This is a genomic window from Acinetobacter sp. ANC 4648 (assembly GCF_002135345.1).
Taxonomy (GTDB): Bacteria; Pseudomonadota; Gammaproteobacteria; order Pseudomonadales; family Moraxellaceae; genus Acinetobacter.
The window spans coordinates 158,306-184,262 of the sequence record NZ_NEGI01000002.1; the positions used below are offsets into that span (position 1 = coordinate 158,306).

Below are 25,957 nucleotides of genomic sequence, written 5' to 3' on the forward strand. Positions count from 1 at the left end.
TCCTATATGCAAAAATGTCATTCACTGCTGTATTGAGACCGACTATCGGTAACATCCATATCACCGATATAACTAAGGAGAATATAAATATTATTCAATACTTATATTCTCCATTTTTATTGCGCTAATTCTTTATCTAGTTTGACTAGACAATCAGAGGTAATCTCTGCAATCGTTTTAGCACCAGTCAAAGTCATTGCAACACGCATTTCTTTATCAATTAAATCCAATAAATTAGAAACACCCGCCTCACCTGCAGCACCCAATGCATAAATAAATGCACGACCTAACATACACGTATCAGCTCCCATTGCGAGCATACGAACCACATCTAAACCATTGCGAATACCTGAATCAACAAGAATTTTAATATCGCCTTTAACTGCATCAGCAATCGGAGGTAAAGCACGCGTTGTTGATAAAACACCATCAAGCTGACGACCACCGTGATTAGAGACCACAATACCATCGGCACCAAAACGCACTGCATCCTTGGCATCTTCAGGGTCTAAAATCCCTTTAATGACCATTGGGCCATCCCAAAATTCACGAATCCACTCTAAGTCTTTCCATGATATAGACGGGTCAAAGTTATTGCCTAACCAACCAATATAATCCTCAAGACCCGTTGGTTTACCCAAGTACTTTGAAATATTACCTAAGTCATGTGGGCGCCCAAGTAATCCAACATTCCAAGCCCAATGTGGGTGGAAACAGGATTGCATGTAACGACGCATTGCTGCATTTGGACCACTCATACCCGAATGTGCATCACGATAACGTGCCCCTGGAACAGGCATATCAACCGTAAAAACCAACGTTGAACAACCTGCTGCTTTAGCGCGTTCCAATGCATTACGCATAAATCCACGATCACGTAATACGTAAAGTTGAAACCACATTGGACGTTTAATTGCTGGTGCGACTTCTTCAATTGGACATACAGAAACCGTAGATAAGGTAAAAGGAATTCCTTTTTTATCAGCAGCAACAGCCGCTTGAACCTCACCGCGACGTGCATACATCCCCGTTAAACCCACAGGTGATAATGCAACAGGCATAGATAAAGTTTCATCAAAAAGCTTCGTTTCCAAGCTCAACTGTGACATATCATTGAGCACACGCTGCCTAAGCGCAATTTTTGATAAATCTTCTACATTACGTTGCAGTGTATATTCCGCATTCGCACCACCATCAATGTAATGAAATAAGAAAGGTGGTAAACGACGTCTCGCGGCTTCACGATAATCATTAGCAGAAGAAATAATCATGGTTATATCCTGTTTAATCGGCTTGCACGTTGACGTCGAGCATCTTCCTCGTCAATCAAACGTACTTGTTGAACTACAAACTCAATATGTCCACAGACTGCAATACGCGCAGCTTCTGGATCTTGACGTTCAATTGCATCCATCACTTGATAATGTTGATCATGCAATTGATCAAAACGCTGTGATTCCGAATAGACTTTACGTCGCCCCAAAACCACATTAAATTTTAATAAATCAAATAAACCCCGCATCATTTGGATCAGAACCAAATTGTGCGATGCTTCAGCAATCGCCAAATGAAATTTAGCATCTGCCATAGATGCTTGATCATCATCACCAAGCGATTGAAAATAGGTTATTTTTTCATAACACTGACGAATGTTAATTAAATCATCTTGGGTTGCACGCTGTGCTGCATACCAAGCTGCCCCACCCTCTAAAATGATGCGAGCTTCCTGTACATCAAAACGATAGGAAGGATCATCATCAATTAACATACTCAAAGGCTGAACAATTTGATATTGTGACCAATTAGTCGGTAATTGCTGCAAAAAAGTTCCCGCACCAACCTTACTGACCAACATACCCGTACTGGTGAGTTGCTGAATCGCTTCACGTAAAGAGGAACGAGAGACACCGAGTTGTTCACACAATTTACGTTCAGCAGGCAAACGATCTCCGATCTGCATATTGGTCTGTTCAATCAACATACGTAAGTTTTGAACCACTTTATCGGAGACTTTCATTCGGCTGCTCTCAGTTGTGTGTTATGGAATCATCCATGGGAACACATAGGCTTGTAAGGTCACAATAATACCAATCATCACTGTAAACGTTATACTGTGTTTAACAGTAAAACGGAACAAATCAGACTCTTTACCTACTAAACCAACTGCCGCACAAGCGATAGCGATCGACTGAGGTGAAATCATTTTTCCTGTGACACCACCACTGGTATTGGCAGCAACCAGTAAGACTTCTGGTACACCAATTTGTTGAGCAGTTGTAGCTTGTAATGCAGAGAATAATGCATTAGCTGATGTGTCTGAACCAGTTAGGAATACCCCAATCCAACCCAAGAATGGCGAGAAGAAGGTAAAGGCTTTACCCGTATGTGCCAGTGCTAAAGCTAATGTTGCCGACATACCCGAATAATTCGCAATAAATGCAAATGCCAAGACCATCCCAATCGAATAAATTGGAATTTTTAATTCATTCACAGTTTCAAAAAATGTTGCCACTGCATCTTTCGGTTTCATTTTTAAATAAATGATGGTGATGATGGCAGCAATAAAAATTGCGGTTCCAGTTGCAGAAAGCCAGTCAAATTTATAGATCGCATCATAATCTTTAATTTCAGGAACAACAGGCGGTAGTTTTTGTACCAGTTGATGCAAATACGGAACTTTGATTGAGATCACTAAATCATGTAATGCACCGTCTTTAGCGAATAGATCCTTAAATGGCTTAATGCTCCAGATCGTGACCATCGCCGTCAGAACCATAAATGGAGACCATGCTTTGGCAATTTGAGCGATGCTGTATTTCTTTTGTTGTTCAACCACTAAATTCTGATCAACTTGACCATCTTCATTTTCAAAACGAAAGATATGTTTCGGCTGCCAAAATTTAAGTAAAATGGTTAATGTCACGAGTGAGGCAATCGCTGCGGTAATATCTGGAAGCTCAGGACCAACAAAATTTGAGGTTAGATATTGTGCCAGAGCAAATGAACCACCGGCGACAATCACGGCTGGCCAAGTTTCTTTAATACCACGCCAACCATCCATAATCCCCATAATCCAAAACAGAACAATCGGTACCATAAACGGTAACTGACGACCCACCATTTGGCTGATTTCATGCGTATCCACACCTGAAACTTGTCCAGCGACAATAATAGGAATACCCATCGCACCAAATGCAACCGGTGCTGTATTTACAATTAGACAAAGTCCTGCTGCATACAGAGGTTTAAATCCTAATCCCACCAATAAAGCGGCGGTAATTGCCACAGGTGCACCAAAGCCTGCCGCACCTTCAAGGAAGGTACCAAATGCAAAGCCAACCAATAACATTTGTAAACGTTGATCTTCAGTAATAGACAGGATCGATGCACGAATAATATCGAACTGGCCTGTTTTTACAGAAATTTTGTACAGGAATACTGCACCGATAATAATCCATGCAATCGGCCATAAACCATATAGAAAGCCATAGACCATAGATGCGAATGCCATCGCAACTGGCATTTGATATGCAAAAAGAGAGACAAGCAATGCCAAAACAACAGTAATTGTACCCGCAACACTGCCCTTCATACGGAATACAGCAAGTGCTAGGAAGAAAAAAATAATTGGAATAAGCGCAATACTACTGGAAATCCAGATATTGCCCATAGGATCGTAATTCTGTTGCCAATGTTGCAGCATTGTCATCTCCTTGAAATGCTTGCGAAGGTATTGAGAGTGGTCTGACTACCCATCTACAAACTTAATATTGGTACTACCAATTTAATTAAAATTAAAAAATAAAGCGCTTAATGCTTTGTTATATTAGTTTCTGCTGCTTTAAAGATCAATATTGGTCTGAGTTTATTTTTATTGGTCTGACCAATATAGAGGGGATTAATCTATAAAATTCATCTAAGGTTTTGTGTTAATCAATTTAACAAACTGAATTTACTTTCATTTTCATAATTTTGATTAAAAAAATCTTACCACGCCCCACTTATACGACTTTAGTCGTATGTGCCTACTTACACCTGCTTTGATTTTTCATTTCAATATTTTGAAGGATTAATTCCACTGACTTCTGGACTGAATACAAAGCAGTATCAATAACTAAATCAATAGAATCCCATGTTTCATAATCACGATTAAGCACATCATTCCAATTGGGTAATGAATGATTTTTAATATCTGCAAGGCGTGCTTCCACTCTTTTACGGTGCACTCCTTTATCTGAACAGATTATTTCTATTTCAATGGTCTTTACATGTGCTTGTGCTGCAACGTTCTTCCATGCTTGGCGTGTAATTTCAAGTGAATTAACTGAATCAGCAATCACCGTTTGTCCCAGCTGAAGATTATCTGCAGCAACGGCATATGCGACAAAATACCCCTCAGCTCCAATTTCTGTCACACTATTTCCATCTGCAGCAAAAATAGCTTGCTCAATAGAGTCGACTCTTAAATATGTCGCCTTAAGTCTTGTAGCTAGTGCTTTAGCAATCGTGGTTTTTCCAGTTGCGGGTAAGCCACCCAATATAATCAACATTGTCATCAATCCATAATTATTAGATCGTCTATAAAAGTCCGCTAAAAGCACTTTCTTTTACACCGTTTCCACTGAGTCAAATCCCCCCGCACTCCCCTCAATATAGAAAAAGAAAACCCACCAACAATGTCTATTATAGTGATAACGGAATAAGGTACATTCAGAGTACAAGTCACATGATCTAATAATGTAATTAGCATCACATTTTATTTTTGGTATACATTTTTAATCTTTTTATATAAAAAAACTTCGTTCACTCTTCATTTAAAATAAATTTTAATGGTAAAGAATATTTTTATTGATTGTCCTTTTTACGAAAACAAGCTGAATCAAAAGTGTTACAATGCAGCGTTTATAAATTCTCCTTGGCCACCAATCGTTATGGTGCCTATTTTAAAATAGTTAGGACGAGCAATGACTGATAATGCAACCATCTTGCAGCATGTACCAGTAGGCAAAAAAGTTGGGATTGCCTTCTCTGGTGGTCTAGATACTTCAGCTGCTTTATTGTGGATGAAACAAAAAGGCGCAGAACCTTATGCTTATACAGCAAACTTAGGTCAGCCAGATGAAGAAGACTATGATGCAATTCCAAAGAAAGCTGAAGCTTATGGCGCTGTAAAAGCACGTTTAATCGACTGCCGTTTACAACTTGCGCTTGAAGGCATTGCTGCAATTCAGTGTGGTGCATTCCATATCAGTACCGGTGGCATTCCTTATTTCAATACCACGCCATTAGGTCGTGCAGTAACAGGTACAATGCTTGTTACCGCAATGAAAGAAGATGACGTAAATATTTGGGGTGATGGATCAACCTATAAAGGAAACGATATTGAACGTTTCTACCGTTATGGTTTATTGACCAACCCTGCACTTAAAATTTACAAACCTTGGTTAGATCAAACCTTTATTGATGAGCTTGGTGGCCGTGCAGAAATGTCACAGTTCCTCATCGACAATGGCTTTGACTATAAAATGTCAAAAGAAAAAGCATATTCAACTGACTCGAATATGTTAGGTGCGACACATGAAGCCAAAGATCTTGAATACCTGAATGCTGGTATTAAAATCGTAGATCCAATTATGGGCGTTGCCTTCTGGAAAGATGACGTAGAAGTTAAAGCTGAAGAAGTATCGGTTACTTTTGAAGAAGGCATGCCTGTTGCTTTGAATGGTCAACGTATTGAAGATCCAGTTGAATTCATTCTTGAAGCGAATCGTATCGGTGGCCGTCATGGTCTTGGTATGTCAGATCAAATCGAAAACCGTATTATTGAAGCGAAATCTCGTGGTATCTATGAAGCGCCAGGAATGGCACTACTGCATATTGCTTATGAACGTCTAGTAACAGGTATTCATAACGAAGATACGATTGAGCAATACCGCATTAACGGTTTACGTTTAGGTCGTTTATTGTATCAAGGTCGTTGGTTCGATTCTCAAGCGCTTATGCTTCGTGAAACTGCACAGCGTTGGGTTGCCAAAGCCATTACAGGTACTGTCACTTTAGAACTTCGTCGTGGTAATGACTTTACCATTATGAATACTCAATCTGAAAACCTCACTTATGAAGCTGAGCGTTTGACCATGGAGAAAGGTGATTCTATGTTCTCTCCTATGGATCGTATTGGTCAGCTCACCATGCGTAATTTAGATATTTCTGATACTCGTGCAAAATTAGGAATTTATACCAATACTGGTTTACTTGCGGTGGGTACAGGTTCTGCTGTTCCTCAATTAAAAGACAAAAATAAATAATTTTTGATCTTAATAAAAAAACCGCCTAATGAGGCGGTTTTTTTATACATCATCATTTAAAAACTTTATGCTTTTTACTGATTACAGAGCATGAGCACTTTCATTCAAGAAACTTCACCACCACACCCGATTGTACTTTACGACCTAAATCATTGGCATCCCAATTCGTCAGGCGAATACAGCCATGTGATGCCGTTTTAGAAATCAAAGAGGGATTTGGGGTTCCATGAATACCAAAAGAAGCTTTACTGAGTGCAATCCAAATATTTCCTACAGGCCCATTCGGCCCAGAGGGTAAGACCAGTGGTTTTTTATTCGCACCCTGAACAAAGTTCTTAGGTGAATAACCATAATAAGGATTCGCTGCAACCTTCACAACCTTATGTGTTCCTTTGGGGGATGGTGTCTCTGATCCACCAATTGTCGCTGGAAAAGATGCGATTAAACGATTTTGTCCATTAAACAAATACAGCTGCCGAGCTCCTTTATGCGCAATAATCAAGCTCACATCATGTGGCAATTCATTTCGCACATTCGGTACTAAAATTTTTTCCCCAACGTTATTAAACGCTGCTTTAGGATTAAGCTGGCGTAAAAACTCTTCATCAATATGAAATTTCTCACCCAACATTTCAGTCATTCGTGTGTAATACAGGCCTGGCATTTTCGCTTGTAATGCATAGTTTCGCGGTATACTTTTCGCAAATGGCCCTTTCAAGTCTTGCTCAGTAATCACATAAACTCCAAAAGCAGAATTAGATTGTTTTGCAATTAAACTATCCCAAGTCTGTTTGGTGAGTTCGCCTGTAAGTGGAAAACCTTGTATCTGCTGATAGGTTGCAAGCGCTTTCAAAAAGTTTTTACCACTTTTCCCATCAATTGCACCAGGTGAAGCATGTAAATTATTTAACATCACTTGCGCCCGAGCATAGGCTGGGAATTGTCCTCGGCCTAAGTCTGCAGCCCAATTCGCTTTATTTAAACTCTCTAATGTCCAAACCTGCTGTACTTCAATTGGTGCACTATTATTCTTTACAGTTGCAGCCACTGTTTGTATTGCAAACGATTGAGAGGGTAAATTCAACATCACAATACAAGCGACATATAAAAATTTTGGCAGTAACTTGCCCATATTACACTCTCTAAATTTATCTCAAGATTTAAGCGTTCATCACACTCTTCAATAAACGGTAACTAAATTTTAGTTTTGATAGTTATCCCGCTTCCAACTCCAATTTTGCTCAAATAAAGGGAATCCTTAAACATCCCTATTGGATTTCCACCATATCAACAAAATTTTAAGTCCAATTTATTCAAAGCTAATAAAGTTACTATTATAACAATGTGGATTATTTAACATTTTTTTATACAAATAACAAACAAATCAAATATTAAAATAAAAGATAACTTGATTGAATATTGATGATGAACAAACAGTAAAAATGAAAGCTGTATAAAATGATAACTTAAATCAAATATATTTTTAAGAAAATAAACATCTGTACACACCTACTCAAATAGCTCACTTTTAAAGCAGATGTGTGTTCACTATCATTTATTTGACATACTAAATTTTAAATAGCAGTTACCATTTTAAGGTTTAATCGATTATTATCTATTTTATTTGATTGTAAGAATGACCTTGAATACGATTACTTTGCTTCAACCTGATGATTGGCATGCACATCTCCGTGATGGTCTCGCACTACAACGTACAGTACCTGATTTAGCTAAGCAATTTGCCCGCGCTATTTGTATGCCTAATTTGGTTCCACCAGTAAAAACCGTCGAAGAAGCAAATGCCTATCGTGAACGTATTTTAGCGCATGTGCCTGAGGGTATAAATTTTGACCCACGCATGGTGCTTTACTTCACAGATCATACCGCGCCAAGTGAAATTAAAAAAATTAAAGAATCTGAGCATGTCAATGCCATTAAGCTTTACCCTGCTGGAGCAACCACCAACTCAGATAATGGTGTTAGTGACATGCGTAAAGTCTATGCTGTCATTGAGCAACTAGAAGAACACCAAGTTCCATTATTATTACATGGTGAAGTGACTCACAATCATGTCGATATTTTTGATCGTGAAAAACGCTTTATTGATGATGTTTTATCTCCATTATTAAGACAATTCCCTAAATTAAAGTTAGTACTCGAACATATTACGACTAGTGAAGCTGCGCACTTTGTACTGGAACATGACCGTCATGTTGCTGCAACCATTACACCACAACATTTATTGTTTAACCGTAATGATATGCTGGTGGGTGGAATTAAACCGCATTTCTATTGTTTACCTATCCTAAAACGCCAGACACATCAACAGACCTTATTAGAAGTTGCAACCAGTGGCAGTCCTAAGTTTTTCTTAGGCACAGACAGTGCACCGCATTCTAAAGATGCAAAGGAAAATGCATGTGGCTGTGCAGGATGTTATAGTGCACCTACAGCGATTGAGTTATATGCTCAAGCTTTCGATCAAGTGGGTAAAATTGAACGCTTAGAAGGTTTTGCAAGCCATTTTGGTGCAGACTTCTATGGTTTACCTCGTAATACCAATACCATTACCTTGGTAAAAGAAGATCAAGTCATTCCTGAAAGTTTTGATTACTTGGATGGTGAGAAAATTATTCCACTATATGCTGGGAAAACCATTCAATGGAGAAAAGTGTGACAACTGAAACACAACCTGCAATTGGTCAACGATTCCGTGGTTTTTTACCCGTTGTCGTTGACGTAGAGACCGCAGGTTTTAATGCCGAAACTGATGCACTTTTAGAAATTGCATGCATTCCTATTATTTATGATGCTGAAGGAAAATTTGTTCCGGGTGAAGCACATCATGCACATATTAATCCGTTTGAAGGTGCAAACTTAGATCGACGATCTTTAGATTTTATTGGTGTCGATCCATTTAATCCAATGCGTATGGCAATGGCTGAAGATGAAAAATCTGCGTTAAAACGTATGTTTAAATCAGTCAATGAAGTCCGTAAGCAGCAACAGTGTACCCATGCTGTACTGGTGGGACATAATGCTCATTTTGATCTAGGCTTTGTCAAAGCAGCAATTGCACGAACAGGCACCAAAAATCAGAATCCATTTCATAGTTTTTCTGTATTTGATACGGTGACTTTAAGTGCTGTGATGTTTGGACAAACTGTACTGGCAAAATCATGTATTCAAGCTGGAATTGAGTTTGATGGTAAGGAAGCACACTCTGCTTTATACGATACTCAAAAGACTGCGGAACTGTTTTGCTATATTTTGAACAAACTCGCACCTCACCTACTTGACACAATGGCGGCGGATCAATAAGATACCGCCATCTTCTAACGACCCTATCGTCTAGAGGCCTAGGACATCGCCCTTTCACGGCGGTAACCGGGGTTCGAATCCCCGTAGGGTCGCCATATATTCTTCGATTCAATAATTGAAAAGAGCTTTCTAAAAAGCTATATCTTGATCACAGCTCCACAATCACACACCTATTTAAGTTCATTTTTAAAGCTCAATGTTTTTTCAATCAAGAATCACTGTATTAGCTCGTGTATAAATTGTCTTTTTAAATCGTAAATTTACATCTCGGGACTTGAAATATAATAATCACCCTCGATTTAATAGATTAAATGAATTCTATTTATAACTGTGAATATGAACAATCAAAACAAACCTGAAATTATAATCATTAATGATCAAAATTTTGGTAGCCATGTAGAGCATTGGAACTTATTAACAGACAATCCTACTAGCGAAGTACCAAAATGGTTAGGTTTGGCTTTAAATGACCCGATTATGCCTATGGGTTTATGCAAACAAGAATCTGAGATGGATGCATCGTCATGGCTAATTCAAGGACCAAGCACATCGACAGTACAATTGGCACAAGTCATTGCTGTGGAAGATGGCAAACCTAAAGCCCTCAAGACAGCGTTTCCGACCTTTGAAAGCCCTTATGTCGTCCATGCTAGTATCAATCGTATTATTACCTGTGAGTCCCATACTCAAGCAGTTCTGTGCCTAGAATTGAGCCCAAATAGTACGGTATATGCTTTTGATAGCCTCTATGCTGTCAATCATGAGCAATATCAAAAAAATCAAAAATACAAAGTGCAATTTAATGCTTGGGCTTATGAACTCGAAAAAGTATCTGACCACGAACAAATTGTTGTCGATGATCCTGCCTCAATTAAACATCATCGTGCATTGAATGATATTTTGTTTGACCACAATGGAATTACTCCTCCCAATTTGCAAGAATTGATTGATGCATGGGAGCCTAAATCTGAAGATGACAAAGAACCCGTCACTGTCGATTTTTCAAAAATGGTGGCTTACTTGTATGGTGAAACCATTGGCCAAGAAGATGAGGCTTGGTTTCAAGGTAAAGTCGTTGGTAAAACCCAAATGCAATTTATGCAACAGGACTATACCCTGTACGATGTCACCTTAATTTTAGAAGAAAATCAACCTGCTATACTTGTTCGAATTGCAACCAAAGATATAGCCTATAAAAACTTTGAAATTGGTCAATATATTCGTGGCAATATTTGGATTCAAGCCCATATTTTTGCTAAAGCTGACTAGGTTCTTGGAAAAATAAATTTAAGCTGCTTTAAGTTCTAAATCATATTGGAATCTCATTTTTCAATCTATCGGCTTAAAGCAGCCAATTCAATTGGCTTTAAAAATGCTGAGCATTTTCTAACATCAAACTACAGCACTCACTCATGCCGTTTAATTAAATTTATTAATGCAATTTCCCACTCAAAAAATAACTATGTTTATAGCACCCCCAGTATTTATTTTTAAATATCTAACCTGAAAAGCTTTAAAAACTCATACCTGCATATTTAATTACCATTATTCACAGCACAAAATATCACTTAATTCTTATTTTATAATCTCTAGTAAAATATAAAAAGTAATTTTAAAACAAGTATTTAAGTTAAAAGATACAATCCACACTCAATATTATATGAAATTACTCTATTTAAATAATGTTATCCCCTTGTAAACCAGTACTTTATTTAATCAAATATTTGTGCTAAAAATAAATTATCAAAAGGATCTAACAATAATTTAAAGCTCTAGGCTCAGTAATGAAAATTATACCTGAACAATCGACTAGTCTAATTCATCAAGATCGTAGTTTCCGCTTTAGCTTGGATAAGGGTGCTTTGTGTTTTTTTATTTTAGGAATATTTCTTGCCGCAATGATTTTTCACTATTTGGGTTTATTTCCAACAGCATAATCTAAACCATCTTAACATCCCCTTTTTCAAAAAATATCTCAAAAAAAAAACCCTCTAACGAGGGTTTCTACTTTATTTCAACAATTGACTTAAGCTTGATGACGTTTTGCGAAATCATCCATAAAGTTCACAAGGGCTTGCACACCCGCTAATGGAACAGCATTATAAATACTTGCACGCATCCCACCCACAGAACGGTGACCTGCTAAATTAAGCAAATGATTATCTTCTGCTTCTTTTAAGAATAATTTATCCAGATCCGCATTTGCTAAAGTAAATGGTACATTCATGATTGAACGATTCGCTTCAAAAATGGGATTGGCATAGAAATCACTTGAATCGATATAACCATACAAAAGTTTGGCTTTCTCAAGATTCACTTTATGTATGGCATCTACACCGCCCTGCTCAAGCAACCATTCAAAAACCAATCCTGACAAATACCATGCATAAGTCGATGGCGTATTCACCATTGAATCATTTTTCGCTTGTGCTGAATATTGTAAAATGCTTGGAATTTCAGTTTTAGCCTGATCAAGCAAATCATCACGTACAATAACCAATGTTAAGCCTGCAGGACCGATATTCTTTTGCGCACCGGCATAAATCAAACCAAATTTTGACACATCAATCGGTGCTGACAAAATACTTGAAGACAAGTCAGTAACCAACGGTGCATTCACCTCAGGGATCCCTGCAAACTGTAAACCACCTATGGTTTCGTTATCTGCATAATGCACATAAGCTGCATCTGCTGACAAATTCCAAGTGCTTTGATCGGTAATAGCCAATTTACCATTGATGCTCGTGCCAGCTTCTACAATATTAATATCGCCATAACGCTGTGCTTCTTTTAATGCTTTCTCAGACCAAATCCCTGTATGGATATAATCCGCTTTGCTATTTTTACCCAAAAGGTTTAAAGGAATGGCAGAAAATTGTAACGATGCGCCACCCTGTAAGAACAAAACTTTATAGTTCTCTGGAATGTTCATCAATTGACGTAAATCAGCTTCTGCTTTTTCTGCAACAGCAACATAGTCCTTACTACGATGGCTCATCTCCATGATCGAAAGCCCCTTACCATGCCAATCCAGCATCTCTTGTTGAGCTTTTTCTAAAACGGCAGTGGGTAATGCAGCAGGACCAGCACAGAAATTGTACGCGCGCATGATTTTTCCTTTCAAAGTGAAACACAATAAAATGATGGCATTTAACCACATATAACCTGTGCTTGCAGTAAATTATCCTGAAAATATTTCAATGCAATTCGATGATTGAAGTCAAAATTTCAATCATTATTAATGCAATATTATATATTTAAAAATCCAGCCATTATTTTCTGAGTAATCAAATAAAATACTCCGACTCACATTAAAAGCCTGATAAAATATAATGATTAAAAATTAAGATACCTACATAAGAAACAATATAACCACTGAATTAAAGACACAGCATTTTTTTGCGATGTATAATTTACCCAACGCTGCTGAGTGACCAATTGATGTTGATAAAATTAGAAAAAATACAAAAAAAATGTGCTTCATCCATTACAACAATTTTAAAAGTTGCATTACTTACTGCAAGTATTACCCACGCAAGCACAACTTTCGCAGGGAGTCTGAGTTATATACAAGCAGAACAATCCATTTTGCAAGATTCTTACAGTAGCCAAGCAAGTCAGGCATTCCAGCAAGCCTCTCAACTTGAAGCAGATGCTGTTAAAGGCTTAGGACTACCACGCATCGACTTCAATGTTCGTGCTTATGCCTTTCATAATGAAGTCGATATCCCTTTAAACTCTTTTAAAAACAATCTAGAACAAACCCTTTCCCAAGGCATTAACGATCGAATTGACCAAACCAACTTACCACCAAATATTTCCTATCCTTTAAAAGATGGCTTAAATCAAACCATTCACAATGGCGTAGGCTTATTTCCAGATTCAGCAAATGTCGTGCTAGAAGATCAAGTGGTTCGCCCAACGGTTTCAGTACTTATGCCGTTATATACTGGCGGACTGACCTCGAGTGCCAAAGAAGTGGCCAATATTAAAGCTCAGCGCAGTCAACTCACGACGAAACAGCAGCAGGATCTACAACGCCTTGAAATCATTCAGGCATATTTTAATACGCAACTACAAAAACAATTATTAAATTCCAGTTATTCCAATTTTAATGCCATGCAAACCCATTACAGCAATGCATTAAAGTTAGAACAACAAGGTTTTATCAGTAAAGGCCAACGCATGCAGTTTGAAGTTGCAAAGAATAATGCTGAACGTCTTGAACAAAATGCTGAAGCCAATTTCAGATCTAGCTTATTCCAACTGAATAATCTTTTACAAAGTAGCCAAATTACCGACTTAACCACACCTTTATTTGTCAATTCTGTACAGAGCCAATCTTTAAATACATTGTTAAAAACCTATCAAGATCAATCTACACTGATTCGTAAAATGCAAATGGACACACAACTGGCCAATGCCAATGTCAAAGTACAATCCGCAGCAAAAAAACCCAATCTTTTTGCATTTGGTGAATATAGTTTAGATGAAAAGCAAAACTGGATTGTCGGTGTAGTTGCCCGCTACAATTTATTTTCAGGCATAGATAAGAACAAAAGTATTCAAGCAGCGGAGCTACAACGCTATGCTTCTGAGTTATTAACTGAACGAACTAAACAAGAAATTGAAAATATTATTTATAAATCTTATAGCGAAATGGCCAGTGCACAACGTAGTCAGCAACTTATTCAGCAAAATATGCTAGCAGCTCAAGAAAATTTACGCATTCAAACTTTATCTTTTAAAGAGGATATGGGCACAGCAACTCAAGTCATTGATGCACAAAATGCTCTGAATGGCCTGAAAAGTGAAATGGCACTGAATGCTTATAAATATGTCATATCCTTGGCCACATTATTGCAAAGTCACGGCTCAATTGACCAATTTCAAAATTATGTTAATCAATCTCAAACCAACTATATTCGTTAATTCTTGATGGGGAAAATTAGATGACTCAAGATCAAAAAAATCATGATCAAGATACAGAAAAAGCCTTATCTGAAGGAACGTCTACAGATGAATCTCAAATACCAACCACACAAAATCCAACTGCTGCTTCTCAAGAAGAATCCACGCATGCTGAAGCTGATATAACATCAAATAACTCATCTACACATCAACAAGCAGATAAAAACAAACAGCGTATTGATCAGAAAAAACCTAAACTCCTCAAAATTGTAGGCATCATTGCGCTAATTTTAATCTTGGGTTTGATTGCTTTTGGTTTATGGAAAAGTTATCAGCCCAAGGAAATTGAATTACAAGGCCGAGTTGAAGCGGATACCGTTTATGTGAGTACCAAAGTCCCCAGCCGGATTGAAGAAATTTACGTGCATGAAGGTCAAAGAATCATCAAAGGTCAAGAGTTGGTGCGTTTATATAGCCCTGAAGTTGATGCAAAAAAACAGCAGGCTTTAGGCCTTTTACAATCAGCTCTCGCACTACAATCAACTGCTGAGCGAGGTTCTCAAGAAGAAAATGTTGCGACACTTTATGCCAACTGGCAAAGTTTAAAAGCACAAGAACAATTAGCCAAAACCACCTATCAACGGGGTGAGAATCTATTTAAAGAAGGTGTCATTTCTCGGCAACGACGGGATGAAATGCACGCAGCCGCAATCTCTGCAACAGAACTGACTGAAGCTGCCCATCAACAATACCTTCGTGCGCAACGAGGCAGCACCCCACAACAAAAATCTTCTGCGGATGCTCAAGTTCAAATTGCTCAAGCTGCTGTTGCGGAAGCCAATGCTTTAGAGGCAGAAACTAAATTACTCGCCCCCATTAATGGCACCGTATCAAAAACCTATGGCAAAGTCTCTGAATTGGTCGTCATCGGTGTACCCGTGGTAAGTATTATTCAAGATGATCATTTAAAGGTGAGCTTTAATGTGCGGGAAGACCAATATGCACAAGTCTATCAAGCAAAAACTATACAGGGTTTTATTCCTGCACTTAACAAAATAGCGATCTTTAAAATTAAAAATATTGATGTTGAAGGTGAGTTTGCTACGCTTAAAACCACTCGCCAGACAGGTGGTTATGACATTCGCAGTTTCAAAGTCCATGTGGTTCCTGTACAGGCCCTACCAGATTTAAAAGTAGGGATGAGCGTTCTATTTAAAGTAAAAGAGACAAACTAATGTGGTCTGGCTTGCTGCGTGAACTACGCTATTTACTAACACATAAATGGGACTTGTGTTTGGTCACACTCGCACCATTATTTATCATTGTGTTATTCACTAGCATGTTTTATCAAGGTAAGCCTGAGCATTTACCTATCGCTATTATTGACCAAGACCAAAGCACATTAAGCCAAAATATTGAAAAATATTTGAGTCATAATCCCACTTTAAAAATTATCACTATTTCACAAAGCCCCGATGAAGTTGAAAAGTTACTCAATCAAACCCAGATTTGGGGCTATGTTCATATTCCCGAAGGTGCTGAACAACGATTGGTTCGAGCACAAGATGCCGAAATTAGCATCGCTTTTAACCAAAGTTACTTTAGTGTAGGTAACGCAATTTCTTCTGCAATGTTGGTCAGTACTTTAGAAGCTATGGTTAATTTCACAGGACAAAACTATTTAGAAAATACCATCCCTTATTTAGATATTCCAACACCGCATGTCAAAATATCCCCCTTATATAATCCAAGTCTAAGTTACGAATTTTATTTAGAACCATTTGTGATTCCCGCTATTTTGCATTTATTGTTGTGTTGTTGTGTGGCTTTTGCAGTTGGACAAGAATTTAAATTTAATACAACAACGCAATGGCTCAATCAAAAGGGCCTCTTTCGTGCATTATTATCTAAAAATTTAACCTATGTATTTATTTTTAGCGCATGGACTTGGGCATGGATGTTCTGGCTTATTGAAATTCGAGGTTGGTTTGTCGCAGGTCATCTGTGGGTAATTTTACTCGCACAGTTTTTCTTTTACAGTGCGTATGCTTTTATTAGTAGTACGGTGGTTCTTGCAACTCATAATTTAAACAAAACTTTTGGTTTTATTGCGGTATATGGGGGTTCATCCTTAAGTTTTGCTGGAGTTACTTTACCATTGAATAATGCCCCTCTCTTTACTCAATTCTGGGCCAACATTATTCCTTACACTCCTTATGCAAAATTACAAACTGAGCAATGGGTCATTGGAAGCCCTATTTCTACTTCTCTTTTCCCATTGGCTATATTAATACTCTATACATTCTTTTATTTTGGCACCGCCTACGTCTTCCTTAAAAAGTATATAAAAGGAATACACGGATGAAAAAGAACTGGAAAAACTTTCTACATTATTACCTTAAAACATTTAAGGATATTGCGAGTAATAGCTCAATCCTAACGACATTAATTTTATCGGTGTTTTTCTATAGTTTTTTCTATCCAACCGCCTACAAGGCACAACATGCTGAGTCACTACCCATTGTGATTGTTGATGAAGAACAAAGTCTCGTCACTGCAACCATTATTGATGAAGTATCAAAAAGCCCGAATGTCAAAATTAAAGCCGTCACTGGAAATTTTGCTGAAGCAGAAATGATGATTAAAACTCAGCAAGCAGATGGTATTTTATTGTTACCTGATAATTTATCCAATAGTATTTACCGTGGTGAAGTCGGTGGTGTAGGCTTATATCTAAGTGGTGCCTATTTTTTAAGAACTAAAGAAATTGGCTTAGGTTTAGCCCAATCAATTGAACAAGCGATTGCTGAGCATACTGAGAAATTTAGCCATATTTCACACTTCTCCCCAGCGCTATCTATTCATCAAATTCCTTTATTTAATACCTTATCGGGTTATGGTAGTTATGTTTTCCCTGCAATTGCACCTTTAATTATTCATCAAACCATTGTTTTAGGTTTAAGTATGCTAATTGCTGGCTATAGACAAAATAACTGGCGACCTAAAAAAATTGAACTTTTTGGTTTATTTTGTGCCATTTTAACTATTGGTTGCTTAGGCTGTTTTTATCTATTTGGCTTTACTTTTTGGTTCTATGATTATCCGCATGGGGGGAATTTTTGGGGCATGCTACTGGCCGTTCCTATCTTCATTAGTTGTGTGATTGGACTCAGCTTGGTCATTGCTTCATTTTTAGATATGCCTGAACGTGCAGGACACCTCATTGTTTTTACCTCTATTCCACTCTTTTTACTCTCTGGCACTGCCTGGCCACATTCGGCAATGCCTGAATGGATGCAATACTTAGGTGATGTGCTACCGTCCACCCAAGGGATTCAAATGTTTATTCAACTAAATCAGATGGGGGTACCTACTAATCTGATTATTCCTAAAATGATTTATTTAACGATGATTGGCAGTATATTATTAATTTGGAGCTATTTCCGACTCGCTCAACCTTATAAAAAATAGGCCACTCACCAGACATAAAATAAGATTAATAAATAAAACTTAACAAATAGATCGAATTTTCGACCAAAAGTGTAGAAAAATTAACCAATCAAACACGTATTACATAAAAAAAGTTAGATTGTATGCATTTATCAATGCAAAATAGCGTTTTTCCGTACCTCCTGAATATTTTTTTTATTATTCACTCCCATGCTCTCAGCAACAGGTCGTTATGATGCCGATCATGTTCTTATAGCTTTTTTCACCAACTATCTGATTTTAAGGGATTAATATGAATAAAATTAAGATTAGCCTTGCATGGCAAATCGTAATTGCACTCATTTTAGGTGTGCTTGTAGGCTCTTTTTTACACTACTCCCCCGAATATCGTGAAGTTTTAGTTAATAATTTTCTAAGCCCACTGGGTAAGATCTTTATTAATTTGATTAAGATGATCGTTATTCCACTTGTCGTTTCAATGCTAATTTTAGGTATTGCCAATGCAAGTCACGGTCAAAATTTAGGTAAGCTCGGCTTCAAAACAATTCTCTATTTTGAAATTATTACAACTGTTGCCATTATCGTTGGTTTAGTTTCAGCGAATGTATTCCAGCCAGGCGCTGGTATTGATATGTCAAGTTTAACTAAAACTGATATCTCTCAATATCAACAGACCACACAAGAAGTGAGTAGTCATGCTCACGGTCTGGTTAATACTATTTTATCTTTAATTCCCTCTAATATTTTTGGATCACTCACTGATGGGCACATGTTGCCAATCATCTTCTTTTCGGTGATCTTTGGTGTTGGCTTAGGCTCATTATCGAAAGAAACCAAAAAACCTTTAATTGATGTTTTACACGCAATTTCTGAAACCATGTTTAAAGTTACGCATATGATCATGTTATTTGCACCTTTTGGTGTATTTGGTCTGATTGCAGTAACGGTTGCAAACTTTGGTTTTAGCTCTCTGCTGCCATTAGTTAAATTGGCACTGTTGGTTTATGCCGCCATTTTCTTCTTCATCTTTGTCATTTTAGGACTTGTAGCTAAATTTTGCGGTTTTAATATTTGGACACTGATTAAGATGTTGAAAGATGAGCTAATTTTAGCTTATTCAACTGCAAGTTCAGAAACAGTTTTACCGCGTATCATGGAAAAAATGGAAGCCTATGGTGCACCTAAATCTATTACCAGTTTCGTAATTCCAATTGGTTATTCATTTAACTTAGATGGCTCAACACTTTATCAAAGTATTGCAGCTATCTTTATTGCACAACTTTATGGAATTGACTTAAGTGTTACCCAACAGGTTATTTTAGTCCTTACGTTAATGATTACTTCGAAAGGTATTGCTGGCGTTCCTGGCGTGTCTTTCGTGGTGCTATTGGCAACATTGGGCAGTGTTGGTATTCCACTTGAAGGTTTAGCATTTATTGCTGGTATTGACCGTATTTTAGATATGGCACGTACAGTATTAAATGTAATTGGTAATGCCTTAGCTGTTCTAGTAATCAGCAAATGGGAAGGTCAATTTGATTCTGAAAAGAAAGAATCTTATGAAGTTGAAATGAAACAAGCTGCTTAATTCATAAAAGCATCAAAAAGGAAGCTTCGGCTTCCTTTTTTTATGGATTTTCATCTAAAAAATGATTCATTTTTAACTATTAAACTGCTTTAAAATTTTCTGAGGAAATAATCCATTTTTGAGCTTTACATGTGGTTGATAGAAAATTTGGACAAGCTTCTGATCTTTTCTTGGATCAATTTCTACAGTTGTAACTTTGTTTTTGCTATTTTTTATTTTACCTAAATTTTTAGGATTAAATATCTCAATTAAAAATCCCTCTATCAGCAAGTAATAAAAAGATTTGCAATCAGATGGAAAAAATCCAACACATTGCTTCATATCATGTATCTTATCTCTAACAGGATAAATGTTTACATCTATATTCTGTAGGCGATTAATATCCTTACTTAGAATACTTAATCTTATTGTTTCAGCATACTCCTTAGATAAATGCACAAAATCAAATTCTTGATATACCCTCTTTGCATAGAACATACGCCAAAATATTGAGCAAATCACAATTTTAATTATATCCAAACAATCACTTTCAATAACTAGATACTTCCCTAATTTATTTTTATTTTTCTGAGATCGTATAAATTCTAAAAATACTTTTTCTAATTTTCCTAAATGTTGTTCACATTCAGCACAAAGCAACTCACAATCAAATGTATTTTGAGTTTGCTTGACCAAACTATCTCCTTGGGCATCTAAGCGTATTAAAACTGAGCTAATAATAGATTGTTTTTTTAACTGTCTAAATACGCTATTCGGAATTGAATGCGATTTTCTTAACTTTTTATCTTCCAAACATAAATAACAAATCATTCCTGATCCTTATTAATTTTTTATATTTATAATAAAAAAAGGATGCTTACGCATCCTTTTTTTCACTCTTAAAACTTACTCTTCTTCAGACTCATTTAAATCTGATTCGTTGCCAGCTTCATCAGCAATCATTTCATCAGCAATCAAAATTTCAGAATCAATCAATGCTTCAGAAGCAACGACTTCTTCGCCTTCAATCACTTCTACAAATTCTTCTTCTTCAACTGCTTCAACAGCAACAACACCCACAAGTACTTCATCTTGCCCTAAACGGATCAAACGAACACCTTGCGCATTACGACCAGTTTGTGCGACTTCAGAAGCACGAGTACGCACTAAAGTACCGCCATCAGAAATCAACATCAACTCTTTAGATGCATCAATCGCAACCGCACCGACAAGCTCACCATTACGTTCTGAAGTCTTAAGTGCAATAACACCCTTACCACCACGTTTTTTGGTTGGGAAGTCGCCGACTGGAGTACGTTTACCGTAACCATGTGCAGAAGCACACAGTACTTCACCTGTTTCAGGTACTACAACCAACGATACAATACGGCTGACTAAAACTGAATCCGAACCATCTTCATCATCAGACTCTACATCAGTATCTTCGGTATCTTCAACTTGTGCTGCACCAATCGTGACGCGCATACCGCGCACACCTTTGGCAGAACGACCCATTGAACGTACATCAGTTTCAGCAAAACGAATCGCCTTACCTTCATTTGAGAACAACATAATCTGCTGCTCACCATCGGTAATCGCGACACCAATTAAGGTATCTTCTTCATTTAACTCAATCGCACGTAAACCATTTGAACGAACATTACTAAATTGTTCAAGCTCAACGCGTTTAATCGTACCGAACTCAGTCGCCATAAATACATAGAAGTTTTTACGCACTGCTTCAGCTTGCTGTGCAAAATCAACAATAATTTCATCATCTAAATCAGTGGTAGAAAGCTCTACCCCTAATTGTTTTAATTGAATACGTAAAGCATCAGATAAATCATCTGCACCATCTTCAAGCTCAGCTAAAGCCGCTTCAAGTTCAGCAAAATGACCATTAATAATTTCATTTTCTTGAAGCTTAGCCGCATTGGCTTTTACAAATGCTTTGAAATCAACTAAACGATCTTTAAATTTCTTTGGTGCATCAATTACAGGCAAAATTGCAGTAATAGTTTCATTAGCATCCAGTGGCAATAAGTTCACCATTGGGCGACCTTTTGCTCCGCGCGATGCTTGTGGTACATCATAAACTTTCAAGCGATAAACTTTACCAACGTTGGTAAAACATAAAACAGTCGCATGATTCGATGTCACAATCAGATGTTGAATATAATCATCTTCTTTCATCGAAGTTGCAGATTTACCACGACCACCACGACGCTGTGCAGCATAGTCAGACAAGGGTTGAGTTTTCGCATAACCTGTTTTAGAAACAGTCAGTACCATTTGCTCTTCAGGAATTAAATCTTCACGAGAGAAATCGATACGCGACTCAACGATCGCAGTTTTACGAGCATCACCATATTGCTGCAAAATTAATGCGAGTTCTTCACGAATCACATTCATCAACAAATTAAAGTCATTTAAAATAGCAGTGAGTTCAGCAATTTGGCTGAGAATCTCAGAGTATTCTGCATGTAACTTATCTTGTTCTAAACCCGTTAAACGATGTAAACGTAATTCTAAAATTGCGCCAACTTGAGTTGGTGAAAGACGGTAAATACCACCATCGAAACCATACGGTTTAGATAAATCTTCCCCATCAATAATCTCTGGGCGAACAGAAACAGAACCTGCTTTTTCCAACAATGCAACTACACCACCTGCCGACCACTCACCTGCATGTAAACGCTCACGCGCTTCAGCTGGATTAGCAGAGGTCTTAATGGTTTCAATAATTGCATCGATATTGGCTAAAGCAACGGTTAAGCCTTCCAAGATATGACCACGTTCACGCGCTTTGCGTAATTCGTACATGGTACGACGAGTCACTACTTCTTGACGATGGCGAATAAATGCAGCGATGATATCTTTTAAATTCATCAACTTTGGCTGACCGTTATCTAGACAAACCATGTTGATGCTGAAGGAATTTTCAAGCTGGGTATTTTGGAATAGATTATTAACAATCACTTCAGCGTTTTCACCACGCTTTAAGTCAATCGCAATACGCATGCCGTCTTTATCAGACTCATCACGTAATTCTGAAATACCTTCTAGCTTTTTCTCTTTAACCAATTCAGCAATACGCTCAATGGTTCTAGCTTTATTCACTTGATACGGAATTTCAGTAAATACAATGGTGATACGACCATTCTTCGGATCTTCTTCGAAGTGATACTTACCACGAATATGCAGACGACCTTTACCTGTGCGATAAGCATCAACAATACCTGATTTACCGTAAATGATACCGCCTGTAGGGAAGTCTGGACCTGATATGTGCTCCATCAAGCCTTCGATGCTGATGTTCGGGTTATTTGCATAAGCCAGACATGCATTCACAACTTCAGTCATGTTGTGTGGCGCCATATTGGTCGCCATACCAACTGCAATACCCGTCACACCATTGATCAATAAATTTGGAACACGCGTTGGCATAACCTGAGGAATACGTTCAGAGCCATCGTAGTTATCTTCCCATTCGACCGTATCTTTCTCTAAGTCGGCCAAAAGTTCATGGGTCAATTTACGCATCCGGACTTCGGTATAACGCATTGCTGCGGCACTATCACCATCAACAGAACCAAAGTTACCCTGACCATCGACCAACTGATAACGTAGACTAAAATCTTGCGCCATACGAACAATGGTTTCATATACAGCAGAATCACCATGCGGGTGATATTTACCGATGACATCACCAACTACACGTGCAGATTTTTTATAGGCTTTGTTATAGTCATTACCTAATTCGTGCATAGCGAAAAGTACACGACGATGAACAGGTTTTAAACCATCTCTCACGTCTGGTAATGCACGAGATACAATAACACTCATGGCATAATCGAGATATGAGCTTTTTAGTTCATCCTCAATGGCAATCGGTCTGATTTCCGATACGCTCATGCATACTCCTTATTACAAACAGCAATTTACTGTCCGATTTATATCATCAATCTTGCAAAAATTTAGTTCAAACAAACCGAACTGAAATTAAAAAAATACAGTCGAACACTATAGCATAAATCACTCTAAATTTGTGCCTTTCCAGCTTAACTATAACCATGATTTTTTGTACTTATTTCAAACAAAATGAATGCCATCCACCATACAAAAATATCGCACCCAAACGGTTTTAAAATATGTAATTTTAATTACATATTTTGAATTAAATTTGACTAAATATACCTATTCAGCATCTTGACTGAAGATAGTATTTTTACAAAAGTCATGCATTTTAGTTTTATTCTAATATTTATTTTTTATTCTATAAATTAAATATTTAAGACCATAAAAAAACGCCCCTCTCGGAGCGTTTTTAAAACTATATTTCAGAATTACAGTTTAGCAACCAATTCTGGAACAACAGTATTCAAATCACCAACTAACCAATAGTCAGCAACTGCATTGATTGGCGCTTCTTCATCTTTGTTGATCGCAACGATCACTTTAGAATCTTTCATACCCGCCAAATGCTGAATCGCACCAGAAATACCGACAGCGATATATAAGTCAGGTGCAACAATTTTACCTGTTTGACCAACTTGCATATCATTTGGAACGAAACCAGCATCCACTGCAGCACGTGAAGCACCTTGAGCAGCGCCAAGTTTGTCTGCCAATGGATCAAGTACAGCGTGGTAGTTTTCACCAGAACCCACACCACGACCACCAGAAACAACAATACGTGCAGCTGTTAATTCAGGACGTTCAGATTTAACAATCTCTTCAGCAATAAACTTAGAAATGCCAGCATCTTGTACATCAGCAACAGTTTCAATTGCAGCAGAACCGCCTTCAGCCGCTACAGGATCAAATGCCGTACCACGAACAGTCGCAACAACGATAGATTCAGAAGACTCTACAGTTGCAATTGCATTACCTGCATAGATTGGACGTTTGAAAGTTTTAGGGCTTTCAACAGCAATGATGTCAGAGATCATGCTTACATCTAAAAGTGCAGCCGCACGTGGAAGTACGTTTTTACCTGTCGTTGTAGAAGTTGCAAGGATATGAGAATAACCTTTGCCCACTTGTGCAACTAAAGCCGCAACATTTTCAGCCAATTGGTGTGCATAAGCAGCGTTGTCAGCAAGTAATACTTTGCTTACACCCGCAACTTTAGCCGCTTGATCAGCAACTGCTTGAGCGCCAGAACCAGCAACCAATACAGTGATATCACCACCGATTTTTTGAGCTGCAGCAACAACGTTTAAAGTTGCACCGTTAAGTGTCTTATTGTCGTGCTCAGCGATAACTAAAATACTCATGATTTTACCCTTCTGTATTAGATCACTTTCGCTTCGTTTTTAAGTTTTTCAACAAGCTCGTCAACAGATTTCACTTGTACACCAGCTTTACGCTCTGCAGGTGGTTCAACTTTAACTGTTTTAAGTTTAGTTGTTGCTGAAACGCCATAATCTGCAGGAGACTTAACATCAAGCGGCTTTTTACGTGCTTTCATGATATTTGGAAGAGCAGCATAACGTGGCTCATTCAAACGTAAGTCTGTGGTAATAATTGCGGGAAGGTTCAGTTCAACAGTTTGTAAACCACCGTCAACTTCACGCGTCACTTGAACTTTATCGCCAGTAACATTAACTACAGAAGCAAATGTACCTTGACCAGCACCCAATAGAGCACCAAGCATCTGACCGACTTGATTCGAGTCATCATCAATTGCTTGTTTACCAAGAAGGATAAGTTCTGGTTTTTCTTGTTCTACAATACCTTTTAAGATTTTAGCAACTTCAAGTGCTCCAATCTCATCAGTAGTTTCTACTAAGATACCGCGGTCAGCACCAAGTGCCATAGAAGAACGGATTTGTTCCTGAGCTTCTTTAGGACCGATAGAAACTACAACGATTTCCGAAACTGTTCCTTTTTCTTTTAAGCGAACTGCTTCTTCCACTGCGATTTCACAGAATGGGTTGATTGACATTTTAACGTTAGTAAGGTCTACCCCACTATTGTCCGGTTTAACGCGAACTTTAACGTTGGCATCAACCACACGTTTTACAGCAACAAGAGCCTTCATGTAATCCTCGGCTGTTTTAGCAAAAGTAATAGTTAAGAAAAGTTATAATAACTCTTCTTTTAAAATTTTTAGGTGCCCTATCTTGCAATGTGTTTGGCATTTCGGTCAAGTCACAATTATCGAAAGCGCTATAAAAAAGCACAAAAATCATTGAACGGACAGTTCATAAAAAAAGTTTAAGCTATAATTTATTCAATTTTAGTAACTATTTTAAATTACTTAAGTATTGATTTTTAAAGACACTTCACATATCAATAGCTTTAATTTAAGACTTCAAAAAAATAAACTGTTTATTCGTATTTTTGACACCAAAGTGTACTATCTTGATCCAATTAAATGTCATTTAAGATAGAG

The 25,957-nt window shown here is 37.6% G+C and carries 20 protein-coding genes and 1 tRNA gene; 11 read left to right on the plus strand and 10 right to left on the minus strand.

Annotation, left to right across the window (positions count from 1 at the left end):
• Positions 1–116 precede the first annotated feature (116 nt).
• The 4 genes from lldD to B9T27_RS03875 form a co-directional block, all read right to left on the minus strand.
• Positions 117–1,271, minus strand: coding sequence for an FMN-dependent L-lactate dehydrogenase LldD (gene lldD, locus B9T27_RS03860; RefSeq protein WP_086205544.1), 1,155 nt, complete (start codon positions 1,269–1,271; stop codon positions 117–119).
• 2 nt (positions 1,272–1,273) lie between these two features.
• Entirely contained in the window at positions 1,274–2,017 is a 744-nt protein-coding gene (gene lldR, locus B9T27_RS03865) for a transcriptional regulator LldR (protein WP_086205545.1), read from the minus strand.
• Between the two features lie 21 nt (positions 2,018–2,038).
• Positions 2,039–3,709, minus strand: a complete 1,671-nt coding sequence (gene lldP, locus B9T27_RS03870) for an L-lactate permease (protein ID WP_171263321.1) — start codon at positions 3,707–3,709, stop codon at positions 2,039–2,041.
• Between the two features lie 316 nt (positions 3,710–4,025).
• Positions 4,026–4,550: an AAA family ATPase gene (locus tag B9T27_RS03875; protein ID WP_086205547.1), complete on the minus strand. Its 525-nt coding sequence runs from the start codon at positions 4,548–4,550 to the stop codon at positions 4,026–4,028.
• A 414-nt stretch (positions 4,551–4,964) separates the two neighbouring features.
• On the opposite strand from B9T27_RS03875, the gene argG reads away from it, so the two are divergent.
• Positions 4,965–6,308: an argininosuccinate synthase gene (gene argG, locus B9T27_RS03880; RefSeq protein ID WP_086205548.1), complete on the plus strand. Its 1,344-nt coding sequence runs from the start codon at positions 4,965–4,967 to the stop codon at positions 6,306–6,308.
• 100 nt (positions 6,309–6,408) lie between these two features.
• Here argG and B9T27_RS03885 read toward each other — a convergent pair whose 3' ends face one another.
• A complete protein-coding gene (locus tag B9T27_RS03885) occupies positions 6,409–7,440 on the minus strand; it encodes a L,D-transpeptidase family protein (protein ID WP_086205549.1) in 1,032 nt (343 codons plus the stop codon).
• A 510-nt stretch (positions 7,441–7,950) separates the two neighbouring features.
• On the opposite strand from B9T27_RS03885, the gene pyrC reads away from it, so the two are divergent.
• The 5 genes from pyrC to B9T27_RS14840 all read left to right on the plus strand — a co-directional run bounded on the left by pyrC (position 7,951) and on the right by B9T27_RS14840 (position 11,566).
• On the plus strand, positions 7,951–8,985 hold the full coding sequence (gene pyrC / locus B9T27_RS03890) for a dihydroorotase (protein WP_086205941.1): 1,035 nt from the start codon (positions 7,951–7,953) through the stop codon (positions 8,983–8,985).
• Positions 8,970–9,629: a ribonuclease T gene (rnt, locus tag B9T27_RS03895; protein WP_086205550.1), complete on the plus strand. Its 660-nt coding sequence runs from the start codon at positions 8,970–8,972 to the stop codon at positions 9,627–9,629. The genes pyrC and rnt overlap by 16 nt, the downstream gene beginning before the upstream one ends.
• A 19-nt stretch (positions 9,630–9,648) precedes the next feature.
• A tRNA-Glu gene (locus tag B9T27_RS03900) sits at positions 9,649–9,724 on the plus strand.
• A 241-nt stretch (positions 9,725–9,965) separates the two neighbouring features.
• Entirely contained in the window at positions 9,966–10,898 is a 933-nt protein-coding gene (locus B9T27_RS03905) for a hypothetical protein (RefSeq protein WP_086205551.1), read from the plus strand.
• A 515-nt stretch (positions 10,899–11,413) separates the two neighbouring features.
• Positions 11,414–11,566: a hypothetical protein gene (locus B9T27_RS14840; RefSeq protein WP_171263322.1), complete on the plus strand. Its 153-nt coding sequence runs from the start codon at positions 11,414–11,416 to the stop codon at positions 11,564–11,566.
• A gap of 89 nt (positions 11,567–11,655) precedes the next feature.
• Here B9T27_RS14840 and serC read toward each other — a convergent pair whose 3' ends face one another.
• Positions 11,656–12,738: a 3-phosphoserine/phosphohydroxythreonine transaminase gene (serC, locus tag B9T27_RS03910; RefSeq protein WP_086205942.1), complete on the minus strand. Its 1,083-nt coding sequence runs from the start codon at positions 12,736–12,738 to the stop codon at positions 11,656–11,658.
• Between the two features lie 332 nt (positions 12,739–13,070).
• On the opposite strand from serC, the gene B9T27_RS03915 reads away from it, so the two are divergent.
• The 5 genes from B9T27_RS03915 to gltP all read left to right on the plus strand — a co-directional run bounded on the left by B9T27_RS03915 (position 13,071) and on the right by gltP (position 19,578).
• Positions 13,071–14,561 carry a TolC family protein gene (locus B9T27_RS03915; protein ID WP_086205552.1) on the plus strand — a complete coding sequence of 497 codons (1,491 nt, stop codon included), beginning with the start codon at positions 13,071–13,073 and terminating at the stop codon, positions 14,559–14,561.
• 20 nt (positions 14,562–14,581) lie between these two features.
• A complete protein-coding gene (locus B9T27_RS03920; RefSeq protein WP_086205553.1) occupies positions 14,582–15,775 on the plus strand; it encodes an HlyD family secretion protein in 1,194 nt (397 codons plus the stop codon).
• A complete protein-coding gene (locus B9T27_RS03925) occupies positions 15,775–16,905 on the plus strand; it encodes an ABC transporter permease (protein ID WP_086205554.1) in 1,131 nt (376 codons plus the stop codon). Before B9T27_RS03920 ends, B9T27_RS03925 begins: the two co-directional genes overlap by 1 nt.
• The gene (locus B9T27_RS03930; protein WP_086205555.1) at positions 16,902–18,011 is read left to right on the plus strand and encodes an ABC transporter permease; all 1,110 of its coding nucleotides are present in this window, start codon (positions 16,902–16,904) and stop codon (positions 18,009–18,011) included. The genes B9T27_RS03925 and B9T27_RS03930 overlap by 4 nt, the downstream gene beginning before the upstream one ends.
• Positions 18,012–18,282: 271 nt before the next feature.
• On the plus strand, positions 18,283–19,578 hold the full coding sequence (gene gltP / locus B9T27_RS03935) for a glutamate/aspartate:proton symporter GltP (protein WP_086205556.1): 1,296 nt from the start codon (positions 18,283–18,285) through the stop codon (positions 19,576–19,578).
• Positions 19,579–19,650: 72 nt separating this feature from the next.
• On the opposite strand, the gene B9T27_RS03940 is transcribed toward gltP, so the two are convergent.
• The 4 genes from B9T27_RS03940 to B9T27_RS03955 all read right to left on the minus strand — a co-directional run bounded on the left by B9T27_RS03940 (position 19,651) and on the right by B9T27_RS03955 (position 25,603).
• Positions 19,651–20,388, minus strand: a complete 738-nt coding sequence (locus B9T27_RS03940) for a hypothetical protein (RefSeq protein WP_086205557.1) — start codon at positions 20,386–20,388, stop codon at positions 19,651–19,653.
• Between the two features lie 75 nt (positions 20,389–20,463).
• Positions 20,464–23,472: a DNA gyrase subunit A gene (gene gyrA, locus B9T27_RS03945; RefSeq protein ID WP_086205558.1), complete on the minus strand. Its 3,009-nt coding sequence runs from the start codon at positions 23,470–23,472 to the stop codon at positions 20,464–20,466.
• A gap of 431 nt (positions 23,473–23,903) precedes the next feature.
• Entirely contained in the window at positions 23,904–24,836 is a 933-nt protein-coding gene (locus tag B9T27_RS03950) for an electron transfer flavoprotein subunit alpha/FixB family protein (protein ID WP_086205559.1), read from the minus strand.
• 17 nt (positions 24,837–24,853) lie between these two features.
• On the minus strand, positions 24,854–25,603 hold the full coding sequence (locus tag B9T27_RS03955; protein ID WP_004648300.1) for an electron transfer flavoprotein subunit beta/FixA family protein: 750 nt from the start codon (positions 25,601–25,603) through the stop codon (positions 24,854–24,856).
• Positions 25,604–25,957 lie beyond the last annotated feature (354 nt).

Bases quoted from the DNA above. Each gene is read 5' to 3' on its own strand.
- lldD (WP_086205544.1), bottom strand. From the start codon at position 1,271: ATGATTATTTCTTCTGCTAATGATTATCGTGAAGCCGCGAGACGTCGT.
- lldR (WP_086205545.1), bottom strand. From the start codon at position 2,017: ATGAAAGTCTCCGATAAAGTGGTTCAAAACTTACGTATGTTGATTGAA.
- lldP (WP_171263321.1), bottom strand. From the start codon at position 3,709: ATGACAATGCTGCAACATTGGCAACAGAATTACGATCCTATGGGCAAT.
- B9T27_RS03875 (WP_086205547.1), bottom strand. From the start codon at position 4,550: ATGTTGATTATATTGGGTGGCTTACCCGCAACTGGAAAAACCACGATT.
- argG (WP_086205548.1), top strand. From the start codon at position 4,965: ATGACTGATAATGCAACCATCTTGCAGCATGTACCAGTAGGCAAAAAA.
- B9T27_RS03885 (WP_086205549.1), bottom strand. From the start codon at position 7,440: ATGGGCAAGTTACTGCCAAAATTTTTATATGTCGCTTGTATTGTGATG.
- rnt (WP_086205550.1), top strand. From the start codon at position 8,970: ATGGAGAAAAGTGTGACAACTGAAACACAACCTGCAATTGGTCAACGA.
- B9T27_RS03905 (WP_086205551.1), top strand. From the start codon at position 9,966: ATGAACAATCAAAACAAACCTGAAATTATAATCATTAATGATCAAAAT.
- B9T27_RS14840 (WP_171263322.1), top strand. From the start codon at position 11,414: ATGAAAATTATACCTGAACAATCGACTAGTCTAATTCATCAAGATCGT.
- serC (WP_086205942.1), bottom strand. From the start codon at position 12,738: ATGCGCGCGTACAATTTCTGTGCTGGTCCTGCTGCATTACCCACTGCC.
- B9T27_RS03915 (WP_086205552.1), top strand. From the start codon at position 13,071: ATGTTGATAAAATTAGAAAAAATACAAAAAAAATGTGCTTCATCCATT.
- B9T27_RS03920 (WP_086205553.1), top strand. From the start codon at position 14,582: ATGACTCAAGATCAAAAAAATCATGATCAAGATACAGAAAAAGCCTTA.
- B9T27_RS03925 (WP_086205554.1), top strand. From the start codon at position 15,775: ATGTGGTCTGGCTTGCTGCGTGAACTACGCTATTTACTAACACATAAA.
- B9T27_RS03930 (WP_086205555.1), top strand. From the start codon at position 16,902: ATGAAAAAGAACTGGAAAAACTTTCTACATTATTACCTTAAAACATTT.
- gltP (WP_086205556.1), top strand. From the start codon at position 18,283: ATGAATAAAATTAAGATTAGCCTTGCATGGCAAATCGTAATTGCACTC.
- B9T27_RS03940 (WP_086205557.1), bottom strand. From the start codon at position 20,388: ATGATTTGTTATTTATGTTTGGAAGATAAAAAGTTAAGAAAATCGCAT.
- gyrA (WP_086205558.1), bottom strand. From the start codon at position 23,472: ATGAGCGTATCGGAAATCAGACCGATTGCCATTGAGGATGAACTAAAA.
- B9T27_RS03950 (WP_086205559.1), bottom strand. From the start codon at position 24,836: ATGAGTATTTTAGTTATCGCTGAGCACGACAATAAGACACTTAACGGT.
- B9T27_RS03955 (WP_004648300.1), bottom strand. From the start codon at position 25,603: ATGAAGGCTCTTGTTGCTGTAAAACGTGTGGTTGATGCCAACGTTAAA.